The 21,415-nt window shown below is 60.3% G+C and carries 2 protein-coding genes; one reads left to right on the forward strand and one right to left on the reverse strand.

Features of this window, described 5'->3' with window-relative positions; translation table 11 throughout:
• Positions 1–6 precede the first annotated feature (6 nt).
• Complete coding sequence (locus RHM60_RS18095) at positions 7–1,359, reverse strand: TolC family outer membrane protein (protein ID WP_209987392.1); 1,353 nt, start codon at positions 1,357–1,359, stop codon at positions 7–9.
• A 346-nt stretch (positions 1,360–1,705) separates the two neighbouring features.
• Here RHM60_RS18095 and RHM60_RS18100 point away from each other — a divergent pair, with 346 nt between their 5' ends.
• On the forward strand, positions 1,706–21,409 hold the full coding sequence (locus RHM60_RS18100; protein WP_322212404.1) for an Ig-like domain-containing protein: 19,704 nt from the start codon (positions 1,706–1,708) through the stop codon (positions 21,407–21,409).
• Positions 21,410–21,415 lie beyond the last annotated feature (6 nt).

The raw sequence follows: 21,415 nt of genomic DNA on the forward strand, positions 1-21,415 counted from the left end.
AAAAAATCAGTTCATCCCTGGCAGGTTCACTTTCGTTTTGACTTCGTTTTGCACGACCGAGGCCAGCGGGGCGACGATGCCCTGGCTTCTCAGCAGTTGGCCCATGTCGGCCTTGATGCGGTATTGCGTGTACAACTGCAGGTTCTTGATCTGCGCCAGACGCTGCGACGCGGTGAACAGTTCGTTCTCGCTGTCGAGCAGGTCGAGCAGTGTACGCTCACCGAGGCTGAACTGCTGCTGGTAAGAGGTGCGCACGCGGGTGCTGCGGTCCACGTACTCCTGGGCGATCGGTACCTGCGCCGTGGCATTGTTGTAGGCGTTCCACGCCAGGCTCAATTCCTGGTTCAATTCGCGCAGGGCGTTGTTGCGGATATCCAGCGCCTGGGACGCCTGGGAGGCCTTGGACTGCAGGTCGGCCTTGTTGCTGCCGCCGGAGTACAGGTTGAACTGCATGCGCAGCATGGCGGAGTAGCCATTGTCATGGCCTTCTTCGCCGCCGACATTGTTGTTGGCCGAGCGCTGCAGTTCGGCATCAAAGCGCGGGTAGAAGGTCGACTTGGCGGCTTCGTACTGCTTTTCGGCGGCGGCGATGTCCGATTCGGCCGAGCGCAATACCGGGCTGCTCTCCACCATCTGGCGGCGCGCTTCTTCAAGGTTGGCCGGCATCAGGGCGACAAAGCCCTGCGGTCGTTCCAGTTGATCGGGCTCCTGGCCGACGGCGCTGATGTAGTTGGCCTTGGCGTCTTCCAGGTTGGTCTGCTCGGTCAGCAGGTTGTTACGCGCTTGAGCCAGTCGGGCTTCGGCCTGGTCCATGTCCGCCATTCTTCCGACGCCACGGCTGGTGCGCAGTTTGATCTGGTCAAAAATGCGTTCGTGGCTTTTCAGGTTGTCTTCTGCCAGTTGCACCATCTCGCGACGGGTCAGCACATCCAGATAAACCTGGGCGACCGTCAGGGCAGTGCGCTCGGTGGTGTTGAGCAACGCATAGCCACGGGAATTGGCGGTGGCTTGCTGGCGGCTGACTTCATTTTGCGTGCCGAAGCCCTGGAACAGGTTCTGTTGCAGGCGAATGCTCGACTCACCCCGGTTCAGGGTTTTCCAGTCATGGCTGTTGCTGGCGGCGCGGGTGTTGATGTTGTCGGAGCTTTCACGGCCATAACCGCCCAGTAAGTCCACTTTAGGCAGGTAGCCGCCCTGGGCCGCTCGCACTTGATAGTCGGCAGCGATGCGCGCGTTCACGCCAGCCTGGATCTCCGGGTGCACGTCCACTGCCTTTTGCATGGCCTCAGGGAGGGTTTGGGCCTGCACGAAACTGGCGGCGAGAGCGAACGGCACGGCGATGAAAAAGTGCAAACGCATTCTGATGTTTCCCCGGAGATCTGGTTGCCTGCAAAGCTGCAACAAAATTGGAATATTGCATGGGAGTGGCAACTCGAAATGCCCGTTTTTATTGGGCGCCGGAGGGCGCAAACAGAAAGTCGCGAGGCCGCTTAAATATCAATGTGACATTACGGGGCGGATTGTTTAGGATGGCGCCCAATAGGTCAATACCTTGACGGAAAAGTAATTTTTCCGGAAAAACATCAAAATATTGACGCCAAAATTTTTACGCAGAAATTCAAGTACTCCAGCTATTGAATCGGCACCAGCGGTAGGGCCGGTCTCCTTGATGGATGCCCCCTGAACGGTATTTCGGAGATTTTTTATGAGCAGCGTTGCGGTCGTCAAAAGCATTGTCGGTCAAGTGTTTGCGGTATCCCCGGAAGGGATTCGTCGCCTGCTTGTAGAAGGTGATCGCCTGTTCGCCGGGGAGCAGGTCGATACCGGCCCCGCTGGCGCCGTGTCGCTGGAGCTTACCGATGGCCGCGTGATCGACCTGGGCCGCGACAGCCAGTGGAGCGCCGACGCGCCTGACTCGTCCACTGACCTGAGCGCCGCCACTGCCCAGGCCGCACCGTCCGTTGCCGAGCTGCAGCAAGCCATCGCCGCCGGCGCCGACCCGACCCAGGACCTCGAAGCCACCGCCGCCGGCCCGAGCGCGGCCGGTGCAGACGGCGCTGTCGGGGGCGGGCACAGCTTCGTGGTGCTGGACGCGACCGCAGGCGTGGTCGACCCTACCATCGGCTATCCGACCAACGGCCTGAACGCTGCGGATGCCGGCGCTGCGCCGCTTACCGCCGGCAACACTAACAACGGCGCCACTGCGCAAAACGTCACCGTCACCCTGACCGCCACGCCGACCATCACCGAAGCCGGCGGCGTGGTGGTTTACACCGCATTCGCCACCCAGGCGCCGACCAGCGACCTCACCGTTACCTTGTCCAACGGCTTGGCCGTAGTGATCGCGGCCGGCCAGACCTCCGGCGCGCTGAACGTCACCTTCGCCGGCAATGACACGCCGTACCTGGATGCCTCGTCGATCTCCGCCACCATCGCCGGCACTTCCGGCGGCGGCAACGTGGTCGTCACCACGGATCCGACGCCTGCGGTGACGCAAGTCAACGACACCATCGACACCACCACCGTGACCCTCACCTCCGCCGCCTCGGTGGATGAGGGCGGCAAGATCGTCTACACCGCCACGGTGACCAACGCCGCGCAGACCGACGTCACCGTCACGCTGTCCAACAACACCACCATCACCATTGAAGCCGGCAAAACCACCGGCACCGTCAGCGTCGACACCCCGGCGAACCTGGCCGATGGCAAGGACCTGACCGTCAGCGCGAGCATCACGGCCGCCAGCGGTGGCAACTACGAGAACCTCGCGATCAACCCGCAAGCGGCGACCACCACAGTGATCGCTGTGGATAACCCGAGCGTGCTGGTGGCCGACACCGCCACCCTCGCCGAAGACGGCGTTGCGACCGGTAATGTGCTGAGCAACGACAGCGATATCGACAATGTGCTGTCGGTTGCCACCTTCAACGTGGGCGGCACCACCTTCAATGCCGGCCAGACCGCGACTATTGCCGGCGTGGGCAGCATCACCATCGGCGCCGATGGCGCGTACACCTTCACCCCGGCCAAGGACTTCAACGGTGATGTGCCGCAGATCGGCTACACCACCAACACCGGTTCGACCAGCACGCTGAATGTGAACGTGGTGGCGGTCGACGACGCGAGCGTGTTGAAAGCGGACACCAGCACGGTGCAGGAAGATAACGTTGCCACTGGCAATGTGCTTTCGAATGATGTCGACGTCGACAACGTATTGAGCGTCGCGACTTTCAGCGTCAACGGCACCACTTACAACGCCGGCCAGACCGCGACTATTGTTGGCGTCGGCTCGATTACTATCGGCGCTGACGGCGCGTACGCCTTCACGCCGGTCAAAGACTTCAACGGTGACGTGCCGCAAATCGGTTACACCACCAACACGGGTTCGAGCAGCACGCTGGACGTGAAGATCGACGCGGTTGATGACGCGAGCGTCCTCAAAGCGGACACCGGCAGCGCTCTGGAAGATAACGTTGCCACCGGCAATGTACTGAGCAACGACGTCGATGTGGACAACACACTGACTGTTGCTACGTTCAATGTCGGTGGAACCACTTACAACGCAGGCCAGATCGCGACCATTGCTGGCGTTGGCTCAATCACCATCGGTGCCGACGGCGCCTATGCCTTCACGCCGGTCAAAGACTTCAACGGTGACGTGCCGCAGATCGGCTACACCACCAACACCGGTTCGAGCAGCACGCTGGATGTGAAAATCGACGCTGTAGATGACGCGAGCGTCCTCAAGGCAGACACCGGTAGTGCGCTGGAAGATAACGTTGCCACCGGCAACGTGCTCTCAAATGACGTCGATGTGGATAACGTCTTAAGCGTTGCGACCTTCAACGTCGGCGGCACCACATATACCGCAGGTCAAACCGCGACCATCGCGGGCGTTGGTTCAATCACCATCGGCGCCGACGGCGCCTACGCCTTCACCCCGGTTAAAGACTTCAACGGTGACGTGCCGCAGATCGGCTACACCACCAACACCGGCTCCAGCAGCACGCTGGACGTGAAGATCGACGCGGTTGATGACGCGAGCGTCCTCAAAGCGGACACCGGTAGTGCCCTGGAAGATAACGTTGCCACCGGCAACGTGCTCTCAAATGACGTCGATGTGGATAACGTCTTAAGCGTTGCGACCTTCAACGTCGGCGGCACCACATATACCGCGGGTCAAACCGCGACCATCGTTGGTGTTGGTTCGATCACCATCGGTGCCGACGGTGCGTACGCCTTCACACCGGTTAAAGACTTCAACGGTGACGTGCCGCAGATCGGCTACACCACCAACACCGGTTCGAGCAGCACGCTTGATGTGAAAATCGACGCTGTAGATGACGCGAGCGTCCTCAAGGCAGACACCGGTAGTGCGCTGGAAGATAACGTTGCCACCGGCAACGTGCTCTCAAATGACGTCGATGTGGATAACGTCTTAAGCGTTGCGACCTTCAACGTCGGCGGCACCACATATACCGCAGGTCAAACCGCGACCATCGCGGGCGTTGGTTCAATCACCATCGGCTCCGACGGTGCCTACGCCTTCACCCCGGTCAAAGACTTCAACGGCGACGTACCGCAAATCGGCTACACCACCAACACCGGCTCCAGCAGCACGCTGGACGTGAAGATCGACGCGGTTGATGACGCAAGCGTCCTCAAAGCGGACACCGGCAGCGCCTTGGAAGACAGCGTTGCCACCGGCAACGTGTTGAGCAACGACGTCGATGTCGACAACGTACTGACTGTTGCCACGTTCAACGTCGGTGGCACCAGTTACGCCGCCGGCCAGACCGCAATCATCGCAGGCGTGGGCGCTATCACCATCGCTGCAGACGGTGCCTACGCCTTCACACCGGTCAAAGACTTCAACGGCGACGTACCGCAAATCGGCTACACCACCAACACAGGTTCCAGCAGCACCCTGGACGTAAAAATCGACGCTGTTGATGACGCGAGCGTCCTCAAGGCAGACACCGGTAGCGCCCTGGAAGATAACGTTGCCACCGGCAACGTCCTTTCGAATGACGTCGACGTAGACAACACACTGACTGTTGCGACCTTCAATGTGGGCGGCACCACCTATACCGCTGGCCAGACCGCAACCATCGCAGGTGTTGGAGCTATCACCATCGGTGCTGACGGCGCGTACAGCTTCACCCCGGTCAAAGATTTTAACGGTGACGTGCCGCAAATTGGCTACACCACCAACACAGGTTCCAGCAGCACTCTGGACGTGAAGATCGACGCGGTTGATGACGCTAGCGTCCTCAAAGCGGACACCGGCAGCGCCTTGGAAGACAACGTTGCCACCGGCAACGTCCTTTCGAATGACATCGATGTCGACAACGTACTGACTGTTGCCACGTTCAACGTCGGTGGCACCAGTTACGCCGCCGGCCAGACGGCAATCATCGCAGGCGTTGGCGCTATCACCATCGATGCCGACGGTGCCTACGCCTTCACCCCGGTCAAAGACTTCAACGGCGACGTACCGCAAATCGGCTACACCACCAACACCGGCTCCAGCAGCACGCTGGACGTGAAGATCGACGCGGTTGATGACGCAAGCGTCCTCAAAGCGGACACCGGCAGCGCCTTGGAAGACAGCGTTGCCACCGGCAACGTGTTGAGCAACGACGTCGATGTCGACAACGTACTGACTGTTGCCACGTTCAACGTCGGTGGCACCAGTTACGCCGCCGGCCAGACCGCAATCATCGCAGGCGTGGGCGCTATCACCATCGCTGCAGACGGTGCCTACGCCTTCACACCGGTCAAAGACTTCAACGGCGACGTACCGCAAATCGGCTACACCACCAACACAGGTTCCAGCAGCACCCTGGACGTAAAAATCGACGCTGTTGATGACGCGAGCGTCCTCAAGGCAGACACCGGTAGCGCCCTGGAAGATAACGTTGCCACCGGCAACGTCCTTTCGAATGACGTCGACGTAGACAACACACTGACTGTTGCGACCTTCAATGTGGGCGGCACCACCTATACCGCTGGCCAGACCGCAACCATCGCAGGTGTTGGAGCTATCACCATCGGTGCTGACGGCGCGTACAGCTTCACCCCGGTCAAAGATTTCAACGGTGACGTGCCGCAAATTGGCTACACCACCAACACAGGTTCCAGCAGCACTCTGGACGTGAAGATCGACGCGGTTGATGACGCTAGCGTCCTCAAAGCAGACAGCGGTAGCGCGCTGGAAGACAACGTTGCCACCGGCAACGTCCTTTCGAATGACGTCGATGTAGACAACGTACTGACTGTTGCCACGTTCAACGTCGGTGGCACCAGTTACGCCGCCGGCCAGACGGCAATCATCGCAGGCGTTGGCGCTATCACCATCGCTGCCGACGGTGCCTACGCCTTCACCCCGGTCAAAGACTTCAACGGCGATGTGCCGCAAATCGGCTACACCACCAACACGGGCTCCAGCAGCACCCTGGACGTGAAGATCGACGCGGTTGATGACGCGAGCGTCCTCAAAGCGGACACCGGCAGCGCCTTGGAAGACAACGTTGCCACCGGCAACGTGTTGAGCAACGACGTCGATGTCGACAACGTACTGACTGTTGCCACGTTCAACGTCGGTGGCACCAGTTACGCCGCCGGCCAGACCGCAATCATCGCAGGCGTGGGCGCTATCACCATCGCTGCAGACGGTGCCTACGCCTTCACACCGGTCAAAGACTTCAACGGCGACGTACCGCAAATCGGCTACACCACCAACACAGGTTCCAGCAGCACCCTGGACGTAAAAATCGACGCTGTTGATGACGCGAGCGTCCTCAAGGCAGACACCGGTAGCGCCCTGGAAGATAACGTTGCCACCGGCAACGTCCTTTCGAATGACGTCGACGTAGACAACACACTGACTGTTGCGACCTTCAATGTGGGCGGCACCACCTATACCGCTGGCCAGACCGCAACCATCGCAGGTGTTGGAGCTATCACCATCGGTGCTGACGGCGCGTACAGCTTCACCCCGGTCAAAGATTTTAACGGTGACGTGCCGCAAATTGGCTACACCACCAACACAGGTTCCAGCAGCACTCTGGACGTGAAGATCGACGCGGTTGATGACGCTAGCGTCCTCAAAGCGGACACCGGCAGCGCCTTGGAAGACAACGTTGCCACCGGCAACGTCCTTTCGAATGACATCGATGTCGACAACGTACTGACTGTTGCCACGTTCAACGTCGGTGGCACCAGTTACGCCGCCGGCCAGACGGCAATCATCGCAGGCGTTGGCGCTATCACCATCGCTGCCGACGGTGCCTACGCCTTCACCCCGGTCAAAGACTTCAACGGCGACGTACCGCAAATCGGCTACACCACCAACACCGGCTCCAGCAGCACGCTGGACGTGAAGATCGACGCGGTTGATGACGCTAGCGTCCTCAAAGCGGACACCGGCAGCGCCTTGGAAGACAACGTTGCCACCGGCAACGTCCTTTCGAATGACATCGATGTCGACAACGTACTGACTGTTGCCACGTTCAACGTCGGTGGCACCAGTTACGCCGCCGGCCAGACCGCAATCATCGCAGGCGTTGGCTCGATCACCATCGCTGCAGACGGTGCCTACGCCTTCACACCGGTCAAAGACTTCAACGGCGACGTGCCGCAAATCGGTTACACCACCAACACCGGTTCCAGCAGCACGCTGGATGTGAAGATCGACGCTGTAGATGACGCGAGCGTCCTCAAAGCGGACACCGGCAGCGCCCTGGAAGACAACGTTGCCACCGGCAACGTCCTTTCGAATGACGTCGACGTAGACAACACACTGACTGTTGCTACCTTCAGCGTGGGTGGCACTACCTATAACGCTGGCCAGACTGCAACTATCGCAGGCGTGGGCGCTATCACCATCGGTGCTGACGGCGCCTACGCCTTCACACCGGTCAAAGACTTCAACGGCGACGTGCCGCAAATCGGTTACACCACCAACACCGGTTCCAGCAGCACGCTGGATGTGAAGATCGACGCTGTAGATGACGCGAGCGTCCTCAAAGCAGACACCGGTAGTGCGCTGGAAGACAACGTTGCCACCGGCAACGTGCTAAGCAACGATGTCGACGTAGACAACACACTGACCGTCGCCACCTTCAATGTGGGCGGTACTACATATACCGCAGGTCAAACCGCTGTTATCGCGGGCGTCGGCTCAATCACCATCGGTACTGACGGCGCCTACGCCTTCACCCCCGTCAAAGACTTCAACGGCGACGTACCGCAAATCGGCTACACGACCAACACAGGTTCGAGCAGCACGCTGGACGTGAAAATCGACGCGGTTGATGACGCGAGCGTGTTGAAAGCCGATACCGGCAGCGCCCTGGAAGACAACGTTGCTACCGGCAACGTGTTGAGCAACGACGTCGATGTCGACAACGTGTTGAGCGTTGCGACCTTCAACGTCGGCGGCACCACGTATACCGCAGGTCAAACCGCGACCATCGCGGGCGTTGGTTCTATTACCATCGGCGCCGACGGCGCCTATGCCTTTACGCCGGTCAAAGACTTCAACGGCGACGTGCCGCAAATCGGTTACACCACCAACACCGGTTCGAGCAGCACGCTGGATGTGAAAATCGATGCGGTCGATGACGCGAGCGTGTTGAAAGCGGACACAGGTAGTGCTCTGGAAGATAACGTTGCCACTGGCAATGTGTTGAGCAACGACGTGGATGTAGACAACACCCTGACTGTTGCCACGTTCAACGTGGGTGGAACCAGTTACACTGCCGGCCAGACGGCCGTTATTGCAGGTGTCGGCTCAATCACCATTGGCACCGACGGCGCCTACGCCTTCACCCCGGTCAAAGACTTCAACGGTGACGTGCCTCAAATTGGCTACACCACTAACACCGGTTCGAGCAGCACGCTGGACGTGAAGATCGACGCCGTAGATGACGCAAGCGTCCTCAAAGCCGACACCGGCAGCGCGCTGGAAGACAGCGTTGCTACCGGTAACGTGCTGAGCAACGATGTCGATGTGGATAATGTGTTGAGCGTTGCGACCTTTAACGTCGGCGGCACCACGTATACCGCAGGTCAAACCGCGACCATCGTTGGTGTTGGTTCGATCACCATCGGCGCCGATGGCGCGTACGCCTTCACCCCAGTCAAAGACTTCAACGGCGACGTGCCGCAAATCGGCTACACCACCAACACCGGTTCGAGCAGCACGCTGGATGTGAAGATCGACGCTGTTGATGACGCGAGCGTCCTAAAAGCGGACACCGGTAGTGCGTTGGAAGATAACGTTGCCACCGGTAACGTGCTGAGCAACGACGTTGACGTCGATAACGTGTTGAGCGTTGCGACCTTCAACGTCGGCGGCACTACGTATACCGCAGGTCAAACCGCGATTATCGCGGGCGTTGGTTCTATTACCATCGGCGCCGACGGCGCCTATGCCTTTACGCCAGTCAAAGACTTCAACGGTGATGTACCGCAAATCGGCTACACCACCAACACGGGTTCGAGCAGCACGCTGGACGTGAAGATCGATGCTGTAGATGACGCGAGCGTTCTCAAGGCCGACACCGGCAGTGCGTTGGAAGATAACGTTGCCACCGGCAATGTTCTTTCGAATGACGTGGACGTCGACAACGTCTTAAGCGTTGCGACCTTCAATGTTGGCGGCACTACGTATACCGCAGGTCAAACCGCTGTTATCGCGGGCGTTGGCTCAATCACCATTGGCACCGACGGCGCCTACGCCTTCACTCCGGTCAAAGACTTCAACGGCGACGTGCCACAAATTGGCTACACCACTAACACCGGTTCGAGCAGCACGCTGGACGTGAAGATCGACGCCGTAGATGACGCAAGCGTCCTCAAAGCCGACACCGGCAGCGCGCTGGAAGACAGCGTTGCTACCGGTAACGTGCTGAGCAACGATGTCGATGTGGATAATGTGTTGAGCGTTGCGACCTTCAACGTTAATGGCACCACTTACAACGCAGGCCAGATCGCGACCATTGCTGGCGTTGGCTCAATCACCATCGGCGCCGACGGCGCCTATGCCTTTACGCCAGTCAAAGATTTCAACGGTGACGTGCCGCAAATCGGTTACACCACCAACACCGGTTCGAGCAGCACGCTGGATGTGAAAATCGATGCGGTCGATGACGCGAGCGTGTTGAAAGCGGACACAGGTAGTGCTCTGGAAGATAACGTTGCCACTGGCAATGTGTTGAGCAACGACGTGGATGTAGACAACACCCTGACTGTTGCCACGTTCAACGTGGGTGGAACCAGTTACACTGCCGGCCAGACGGCCGTTATTGCAGGTGTCGGCTCAATCACCATTGGCACCGACGGCGCCTACGCCTTCACCCCGGTCAAAGACTTCAACGGTGACGTGCCTCAAATTGGCTACACCACTAACACCGGTTCGAGCAGCACGCTGGACGTGAAGATCGACGCCGTAGATGACGCAAGCGTCCTCAAGGCCGATACCGGCAGTGCGCTGGAAGACAACGTTGCCACCGGCAATGTCCTTTCGAATGACGTTGACGTAGACAACGTACTGACTGTTGCCACGTTCAACGTGGGTGGAACCAGTTACACCGCCGGCCAGACGGCCGTTATTGCGGGCGTTGGCTCAATCACCATTGGCACCGACGGCGCCTACGCCTTCACACCGGTCAAAGACTTCAACGGCGACGTGCCGCAAATTGGCTACACGACCAACACCGGTTCGAGCAGCACGCTGGACGTAAAAATCGACGCAGTTGATGACGCGAGCGTCCTCAAGGCTGACACCGGCAGCGCCTTGGAAGATCATGTTGCCACTGGCAACGTGCTGAGCAACGACGTCGATGTGGACAACGTGTTGAGCGTCGCGACTTTCAGCGTCAACGGCACCAGTTACAACGCCGGCCAGACCGCTGTGATCGCAGGTGTGGGTAGCATCACTATCGGTGTTGACGGCGCGTATGCCTTCACCCCCGTCAAAGACTTCAACGGCGACGTGCCGCAAATCGGTTACACCACCAACACCGGTTCGAGCAGCACGCTGGACGTGAAGATCGATGCGGTTGATGACGCGAGCGTCCTCAAGGCCGATACCGGCAGTGCGCTGGAAGACAACGTTGCCACCGGCAATGTCCTTTCGAATGACGTTGACGTAGACAACGTACTGACTGTTGCCACGTTCAACGTGGGTGGAACCAGTTACACCGCCGGCCAGACGGCCGTTATTGCGGGCGTTGGCTCAATCACCATTGGCACCGACGGCGCCTACGCCTTCACACCGGTCAAAGACTTCAACGGCGACGTGCCGCAAATTGGCTACACGACCAACACCGGTTCGAGCAGCACGCTGGACGTAAAAATCGACGCAGTTGATGACGCGAGCGTCCTCAAGGCTGACACCGGCAGCGCCTTGGAAGATCATGTTGCCACTGGCAATGTGCTGAGCAACGACGTCGATGTGGACAACGTGTTGAGCGTCGCGACTTTCAGCGTCAACGGCACCAGTTACAACGCCGGCCAGACCGCTGTGATCGCAGGTGTGGGTAGCATCACTATCGGTGTTGACGGCGCGTATGCCTTCACCCCCGTCAAAGACTTCAACGGCGACGTGCCGCAAATTGGCTACACGACCAACACCGGTTCGAGCAGCACGCTGGACGTAAAAATCGACGCAGTTGATGACGCGAGCGTCCTCAAGGCCGACACCGGCAGCGCCTTGGAAGATAACGTTGCCACTGGCAATGTGCTGAGCAACGACGTCGATGTGGACAACGTGTTGAACGTTGCGACTTTCAGCGTCAACGGCACCAGTTACAACGCTGGCCAGACCGCTGTTATCGCGGGTGTTGGCTCAATCACCATCGGTGCCGACGGCGCCTATGCCTTCACACCGGTCAAAGACTTCAACGGTGACGTACCGCAAATCGGCTACACGACCAACACGGGCTCCAGTAGCACGCTGGATGTGAAGATCGAGGCAGTTGATGACGCGAGCGTCCTCAAGGCAGATACCGGCAGCGCTCTGGAAGACAATGTCGCCACTGGCAATGTCCTTTCGAATGACGTGGACGTCGATAACGTACTGACTGTTGCCACGTTCAACGTCGGTGGCACCAGTTACGCCGCTGGTCAGACAGCCGTGATTGCGGGTGTGGGCAGCATCACTATCGGTGCTGATGGCGCGTACGCCTTCACCCCCGTCAAAGACTTCAACGGCGACGTACCGCAAATCGGCTACACCACCAACACCGGTTCGAGCAGCACGCTGGACGTGAAAATCGACGCGGTCGATGACGCGAGCGTGTTGAAAGCGGACACAGGTAGTGCTCTGGAAGATAACGTTGCCACCGGCAACGTGCTGAGCAACGACGTCGATGTGGACAACGTGTTGAGCGTCGCGACTTTCAGCGTCAACGGCACCAGTTACAACGCCGGCCAGACCGCTGTGATCGCAGGTGTGGGTAGCATCACCATCGGTACTGACGGCGCCTACGCCTTCACACCGGTCAAAGACTTCAACGGTGATGTGCCGCAAGTCGGCTACACCACCAACACCGGCTCCAGCAGCACCCTGGACGTGAAGATCGATGCGGTTGATGACGCGAGCGTCCTCAAAGCGGACACCGGCAGCGCCTTGGAAGATCACGTTGCCACTGGCAACGTGCTGAGCAACGACGTCGATGTGGACAACGTGTTGAGCGTTGCGACCTTCAGCGTCAACGGCACCAGTTACAACGCCGGCCAGACCGCCGTGATCGCGGGTGTGGGCAGCATCACTATCGGCGCTGATGGCGCCTACGCCTTCACACCGGTCAAAGACTTCAACGGTGACGTGCCGCAAATCGGTTACACCACCAACACCGGTTCCAGCAGCACCCTGGATGTGAAGATCGACGCGGTTGATGACGCCAGCGTCCTCAAAGCGGACACCGGCAGCGCCCTGGAAGATAACGTTGCCACTGGTAATGTGTTGAGCAACGACGTCGATGTGGACAACACACTGACTGTTGCTACGTTCAATGTCGGTGGAACCACTTACAACGCCGGCCAGACCGCGACCATCGTAGGCGTTGGCTCAATCACCATCGGTGCCGACGGCGCCTATGCCTTCACCCCCGTCAAAGACTTCAACGGCGACGTACCGCAAATCGGCTACACCACCAATACGGGTTCCAGCAGCACGCTGGACGTGAAGATCGACGCTGTCGATGACGCGAGCGTCCTCAAAGCCGACACCGGCAGTGCGCTGGAAGATAACGTTGCTACTGGCAATGTGTTGAGCAATGACGTCGACGTCGACAACACTCTGACTGTTGCCACGTTCAATGTCGGCGGCACCACGTATACCGCAGGTCAAACTGCGATCATCGCGGGCGTTGGTTCTATTACCATCGGCGCCGACGGCGCGTACGCCTTCACGCCAGTCAAAGACTTCAATGGTGACGTGCCACAGATCGGTTACACCACTAACACCGGTTCTAGCAGCACCCTGGATGTGAAGATCGACGCGGTTGATGACGCGAGCGTCCTCAAGGCAGATACCGGCAGTGCCTTGGAAGATAACGTTGCCACCGGCAACGTGCTTTCGAATGACGTCGACGTCGACAACGTACTGACTGTCGCCACGTTCAACGTCGGTGGCACCAGTTACGCCGCCGGCCAGACGGCCGTTATTGCGGGCGTTGGCTCAATCACCATCGGCGCAGACGGTGCCTACGCCTTCACACCGGTCAAAGACTTCAACGGTGATGTACCGCAAATCGGCTACACCACCAACACCGGCTCCAGCAGCACGCTGAACGTGAATATCGTGGCGGTCAACGACGCACCCACCGCCACCAATGGCAACATCGCCAGCAACGAAGACACCCCGGTCGAACTGACCTGGGCGACCTTCGGCGTTAAGGATGTGGATTCGGCCAGCCCAGGGGTGGTGTTCACCAGCCTGCCTGCCGGTGCCATCGAGTACAAAGTCAACGGCGTGTGGACGCAATTGACCACCGCTGACCTGAAAACCGATACCTCGGCCGGCAAGGCGTTCAGCCAGGCCGACTTCGACAACCACAATGTGCGCTATACCCCGGCGGCCAACGAGTCAGGCGACAACAGCTTTGGCGGCAGCGGTGTGGGCAACAAGCAAAGCGATTACACCGAGCTGAAGTTCCAGGCCACCGACGGCAGCGCTTACAGCGACACTAAAACCATCACCGTGGATATCCACCCGGTGACGGACGTGCCGGTTGTGAGCCTTGGCCAATACAGCGCGGTGCCGACCGGTTTGACCCTGCAGACCTGGACCGGCGGCACGCTGGCCAAGGACCTGGGCAACAGCGGCAACGGCGTTGCGCTGTCCAGCGACCTGATCCGTGTGATCGACGCCAAGACGGCTGCCAGCGCAATCTCCACAGGTGTGGTCAGCAGCGTCAGCAACAGCAATGTGGCGGAGGGCACGGCAACCAAAGTCTCCGGCCTGATTTACCTGGAAGCCGGCAAGAGCTACAGCTTCACCGGCACTGCCGATGACAGCCTGGCGGTAACGGTGGGCGGTCAGGTCGTGTCGACCGAGACCTGGAGCAAGGGCAGCGCGATTACTGCGACGCCTTTCACGCCGACCGAGTCGGGTTACTACACGCTCGACGTCTATCACTACAACCAGAACGGCCCGGGCAATTACGACATCAATGTGTCGATCAACAACGGCCCGTCCATGGCGCTGGGCAGCAGCGGCGTGCAGACCTACACCAGCGTGGACGCCTTGAAAGCCTCCGGCGCAGTGCTGGGCGACAGCCATGTGGTCAATGGTGAAGGCTATTACACCGGCTATGTCTACAACCATGGCCTGGAAGACGGCAGCATCAAGGTCAGCCCGATCACTACCACGTTTGTCGATAACGATGGCTCGGAATCCCACAAGGTAGAAGTCAGCGGCCTGCCGGCAGGCACCGTGATCACCGACGGCACCAACGGCCACAGTTTCACCTCGACCGGCGCGAACACGCTTTACGACGTCAGCACCTGGAACCTGAAAACCCTGACGGTCACCCCGTTCAAGGACTCGACGGCCAGTTTCGACCTGACCGTGAAAGCCACGGCCACCGAGCTGAGTACAGGCGTTGCAGAAGTCACCACCGGCAAAGTGAGCATTGTGGTCACTGCGGTCAACGACGCGCCGGTTGCCATTGCAACCACTGCGACCGGTGCCGAAGACCCAACCAGCGGCATCGCGGTCAAGCTGAGCGCGACCGACGTAGACGGTCTAGCCAACGTGAAATCGTTCTCCGTTGGCACGCCGAGCAACGGCACCTTCTACACCGATGCCGCGATGACCACCAAAGTGACCGGCCCGATTACCGCCAGCAATGGCGAGGCCACCGTCTACTTCAAGCCGGCTACCGACTTCAACGGCACGGTGAACTTCACCTACACCGCCACCGACAGCGGCAACGCTGACGGCAGTAACGTGCTGACCTCGCCAGCCGTCAACGGCACCATCACCGTGACTCCGGTCAACGACGCGCCGGTCGCCATTGCAACCACCGCGACCGGTGCCGAAGACCCAACCAGCGGCATCGCGGTCAAGCTGAGCGCTACCGACGTAGACGGTCTAGCCAACGTGAAATCGTTCTCCGTTGGCACGCCAAGCAACGGCACCTTCTACACCGACGCAGCGATGACCACCAAGGTGACCGGCCCGATCACCGCCAGCAATGGCGAGGCCACCGTTTACTTCAAGCCGGCTACCGACTTCAACGGCACGGTGAACTTCACCTACACCGCGACCGACAGCGGCAACGCTGACGGCAGTAACGTGCTGACCTCGCCAGCCGTCAACGGCACCATCACCGTGACCCCGGTCAACGATGCGCCGGTCGCCATTGCTACAACCGCAACCGGTGCCGAAGACCCAACCAGCGGCATCGCCGTCAAGTTGAGTGCTACCGACGTAGACGGCCTGGCGAACGTGAAATCCTTTAGCGTGGGCACGCCAAGCAACGGCACCTTCTACACCGACGCAGCGATGACCACTAAAGTGACCGGCCCGATCACCGCCAGCAATGGCGAGGCCACCGTTTACTTCAAGCCGGCTACCGACTTCAACGGCACGGTGAACTTCACCTACACCGCCACCGACAGCGGCAACGCTGACGGCAGCAATGTGCTGACCTCGCCAGCCGTCAACGGCACCATCACCGTGACCCCGGTCAACGACGCGCCGGTTGCCATTGCAACCACTGCGACCGGTGCCGAAGACCCAACCAGCGGCATCGCCGTCAAGTTGAGTGCTACCGACGTAGACGGCCTGGCGAACGTGAAATCCTTTAGCGTGGGCACGCCAAGCAACGGCACCTTCTACACCGATGCCGCGATGACCACCAAAGTGACCGGCCCGATCACCGCCAGCAATGGCGAGGCCACCGTTTACTTCAAGCCGGCTACCGACTTCAACGGCACGGTGAACTTCACGTATACCGCGACCGACAGCGGTAACGCTGACGGCAGCAACGTGCTGACCTCGCCAGCCGTCAACGGCACCATCACCGTGACTCCGGTCAACGATGCGCCGGTGGCCATTGCAACCACCGCAACCGGTGCCGAAGACCCAACCAGCGGCATCGCGGTCAAGCTCAGCGCGACCGACGTAGACGGCCTGGCGAACGTGAAGTCCTTCAGCGTGGGCACGCCAAGCAGCGGCACCTTCTACACCGACGCCGCGATGACCACCAAGGTGACCGGCCCGATCACCGCCAGCAATGGCGAGGCCACCGTCTACTTCAAGCCGGCTACCGACTTCAACGGCACGGTGAACTTCACCTACACCGCCACCGACAGCGGCAACGCTGACGGCAGCAATGTGCTGACCTCGCCAGCCGTCAACGGCACCATCACCGTGACTCCGGTCAACGATGCGCCGGTCGCCATTGCAACCACCGCGACCGGTGCCGAAGACCCAACCAGCGGCATCGCCGTCAAGTTGAGTGCTACCGACGTAGACGGCCTGGCGAACGTGAAATCCTTTAGCGTGGGCACGCCAAGCAACGGCACGTTCTACACCGACGCGGCCATGACCACCAAGGTGACCGGCCCGATCACCGCCAGCAATGGCGAGGCCACCGTTTACTTCAAGCCGGCTACCGACTTCAACGGCACGGTGAACTTCACCTACACCGCGACCGACAGCGGCAACGCTGACGGCAGTAACGTGCTGACCTCGCCAGCCGTCAACGGCACCATCACCGTGACCCCGGTCAACGATGCGCCGGTCGCCATTGCTACAACCGCAACCGGTGCCGAAGACCCAACCAGCGGCATCGCCGTCAAGTTGAGTGCTACCGACGTAGACGGCCTGGCGAACGTGAAATCCTTTAGCGTGGGCACGCCAAGCAACGGCACCTTCTACACCGACGCAGCGATGACCACTAAAGTGACCGGCCCGATCACCGCCAGCAATGGCGAGGCCACCGTTTACTTCAAGCCGGCTACCGACTTCAACGGCACGGTGAACTTCACCTACACCGCCACCGACAGCGGCAACGCTGACGGCAGCAATGTGCTGACCTCGCCAGCCGTCAACGGCACCATCACCGTGACCCCGGTCAACGACGCGCCGGTTGCCATTGCAACCACTGCGACCGGTGCCGAAGACCCAACCAGCGGCATCGCCGTCAAGTTGAGTGCTACCGACGTAGACGGCCTGGCGAACGTGAAATCCTTTAGCGTGGGCACGCCAAGCAACGGCACCTTCTACACCGATGCCGCGATGACCACCAAAGTGACCGGCCCGATCACCGCCAGCAATGGCGAGGCCACCGTTTACTTCAAGCCGGCTACCGACTTCAACGGCACGGTGAACTTCACCTACACCGCGACCGACAGCGGCAACGCTGACGGCAGTAACGTGCTGACCTCGCCAGCCGTCAACGGCACCATCACCATTACGCCGGTCAACGACGCGCCCACGGCTACCAACGGCAACATCGCCAGCAACGAAGACACCTCGGTCGAACTGACCTGGGCCACCTTTGGCGTCAACGATGTGGACTCCGCCAACCCGAAAGTGGTGTTCACCAGCCTGCCTGCCGGCGCCATCGAGTACAAAGTCAACGGCGTGTGGACGCAACTGACCACCGCTGACCTGAAAACCGATACCTCGGCCGGCAAGGCGTTCAGCCAGGCTGACTTCGACAGCCACAACGTGCGCTACACCCCGGCGGCCAACGAGTCGGGCGATAACAGCTTCGGCGGCACCGGTGTGGGCAACAAGCAAAGCGACTACACCCAGCTGAAGTTCCAGGCCTACGACGGCAGCGCCTACAGCGACACCAAAATCATCACCGTGGATATTCACCCGGTGACGGACGTGCCGGTGGTAGGTGTCAGCCAATACGGCGCGGTGCCAACCGGTTTGACCCTGCAGACCTGGACCGGCGGCACGCTGGCCAAGGACCTGGGCAACAGCGGCAACGGCGTTGCGCTGTCCAGCGACCTGATCCGTGTGATCGACGCCAAGACGGCTGCCAGCGCAATCTCCACAGGTGTGGTCAGCAGCGTCAGCAACAGCAATGTGGCGGAGGGCACGGCAACCAAAGTCTCCGGCCTGATCTACCTGGAAGCCGGCAAGAGCTACAGCTTCACCGGCACTGCCGATGACAGCCTGGCAATCACCGTGGGCGGCAAGCTGGTGGCCAGCGAGACCTGGAGTAAACAGGGCGGCACGATTACCGGCACGGCGTACACGCCGACCGAGTCGGGTTACTACACCCTCGACATCTACCACTACAACCAGGCCGCCGCAGGCAACTACGACATCAATATGTCGATCAACAACGGCCCGTCGATGTCGCTGGGTAACAGCGGCGTGCAGACCTACACCGGCGTGGACGCCTTGAAGGCCGCAGGTGCGGTGCTGGGCGACAGCCATGTGGTCAATGGCGAAGGCTACTACACCGGCTACGTCTACAACCGTGGGCTGGAAGACACCACTATCAAGGTCGCGCCGATCACCACCACGTTCGTCGACAACGACGGCTCGGAATCCCACAAGGTGGAAATCAGCGGCTTGCCGGCCGGCACCGTGATCACCGACGGCACCAGCGGTCACAGCTTCACCTCGACTGGCGCTACCGCGTTCTACGATGTGAGCACCTGGAACCTGAAAACCCTGACGGTCAACCCATTCAAGGACTCGACGGCCAGCTTCGACCTGACCGTGAAAGCCACGGCCACCGAACTGAGTACCGGCGTTGCGCAAGTCACCACCGGCAAAGTGAGCATCGTGGTCACTGCGGTCAACGACGCCCCGACCCTGGACCTGAGCACGGCCGACGGCGCGGTCGCCACCGGCTTCGCCGCCACCTACAACGAACGCAGCACCAGCGGCGTGGCGATTACCGGCAGCGTGGCCATCGGCGACGTCGACAGCAGCCAGATGCAGAGCGCGAGCATCACCCTCAAAAACGCCAGTGCCGGGGATCAACTGACCTCCAGCCTGGTGACGGTGGGCGGCACCTACAAAGGCATCACCCTGACCAGCGTCGGCACTGACGTCAGCGGCAAGATCATGCTGAACCTGTCGGGCGCGGCGGATGCGGCGACCTACAAGGCGCTGCTGGAATCGTTCCAATATTCCAGCACCAGCAAGTACCCGGCTACCGGCGACCGCACCATCGAGGTCTCGGTGATGGACAACGAAGGCGGCAACAGCCTGAGTTCCAGCATCGCCACCAGCACCATCACGGTAACGCCGCAGGCCTACCTGGTGACTGAAGGCACTGGCGTGGCCGATGTCATCAACTTGAGCAGCTCGTCGGTCAACAACGTGGTGGTCGGCGACAAGGCCGGCGTGGTCACCCAGGGCAGCAACTACAACATTGCCTTCCTGGTCGACACCTCGGGCAGCATCGGCACCAGTGCGATGGACTCGATCAAGAGCCAGCTGAACAGCGTGTTCAATACATTGATTGCCAATGCCGGCAATAAAGACTCGGGCGTGGTGAAAGTGCTGCTGGTCGATTTCGACACGCGTATCGAATCTCAGGTCTCGGTCAATCTGGCCGACAAGGACGCTGCCAAGGCGGCCTTGCAGGCGGTCTTGACCCAGATGACTTCCAACTCCAGCGACATGACCAACTATCAGGATGCGTTCGACGCGGCCACCAACTGGTTCAAGAGCAGCGACGCCACCAGTAACAAGGGCGCGACCAACCTCACGTACTTCATTACCGACGGTTCGCCGAACGTATTTACCGAGGTGCACGGCAACCCTTACCTGGGCACGACCAGCACGTTCTGGGGCTCGAACGTTTACTTCGACAGCGTGGTCAACAGCTCCAACTACGTGTTGGGCCAGGGCAGCGCGGTCTACACCACCATCAACGGCTGGTCGCGGATGATTGTCGACGGCGATGGCAAGGTTTACTCCTACAACGGCTGGGGCCAGGCGATCTATGAAGGCACCGTGGTCGCCAACGCCAAGGGCGGCTTTGACGTGGCGGCGGTCTATCAGGACTCCGACACCGCCCTGGCCAGCGCCAAGGCGGCCTACGCCAACCTGGTCAACGCGGTGGACAGCAAGGTCACGGTCGAGGCCATCGGCCTGGGGTCGAGCATCGATACCACGGTGCTCAAGCAGTTCGACACCGACAAGGTGGTTGCCACCATCGACACGGCGAAGCTGGCCGATGCCATCACCGGCCACACCGCCGATGCGGGCGCCGACAACCTCACCGGCGGTTCGGCCAACGACATTCTGTTCGGCGACTTGATCACCTACAAAGGCCAGGAAGGCAGCGCTGCGCTCAAGTCCTTCGCCGCCGAGAAACTGGCCACCACCGTCGACCACATCGACGACCGCACCTTGCACCAGTACATCACCGAGCACGTGCAGGACATCGGCGCACTGGCCAACGCGTCGAACATCTACGGCACCAAGGATGGCAACGACACGCTGATCGGCAATGCCGGCAACGACATTCTGTTCGGCCAGGGCGGCAACGACAGCCTCTCCGGCGGCGCCGGCAACGACATCCTGGTGGGCGGCAAGGGCGATGATGTGCTCAGCGGCGGTGCGGGTGCCGATACCTTCGTGTGGCTCAAAGGCGACACCAACACCAGCGGCGGCTTCGATCGCATCACCGACTTCAAGCACGGCGAAGGCGACAAGCTGGACCTGTCCGACTTGCTGCAAGGCAATAACGACAACAACCTGTCCAACTACCTGAAGCTGACCACCGATGCGTCGGGCACCTCGACGCTGAGCGTCAGCAGCGCGGGCACGTTCACCGCCTCGGGCGGCGGCACGGCCGATGTCACGATCAAGGTCGACGGCGCCAGCTGGGGCAGTGGCAGCGCCGCGATCAATAACCTGATCGCCGGTGGCGACCTGACCGTCAAGCATCACGACTGATCACCC

The organism is Pseudomonas sp. MH9.3, assembly GCF_034354675.1.
In the GTDB taxonomy this organism is placed as follows: domain Bacteria; phylum Pseudomonadota; class Gammaproteobacteria; order Pseudomonadales; family Pseudomonadaceae; genus Aquipseudomonas.

Excerpts from the sequence above, each read along its gene's own strand:
- RHM60_RS18100 (WP_322212404.1), top strand. The coding sequence starts at position 1,706 with ATGAGCAGCGTTGCGGTCGTCAAAAGCATTGTCGGTCAAGTGTTTGCG.
- RHM60_RS18095 (WP_209987392.1), bottom strand. The coding sequence starts at position 1,359 with ATGCGTTTGCACTTTTTCATCGCCGTGCCGTTCGCTCTCGCCGCCAGT.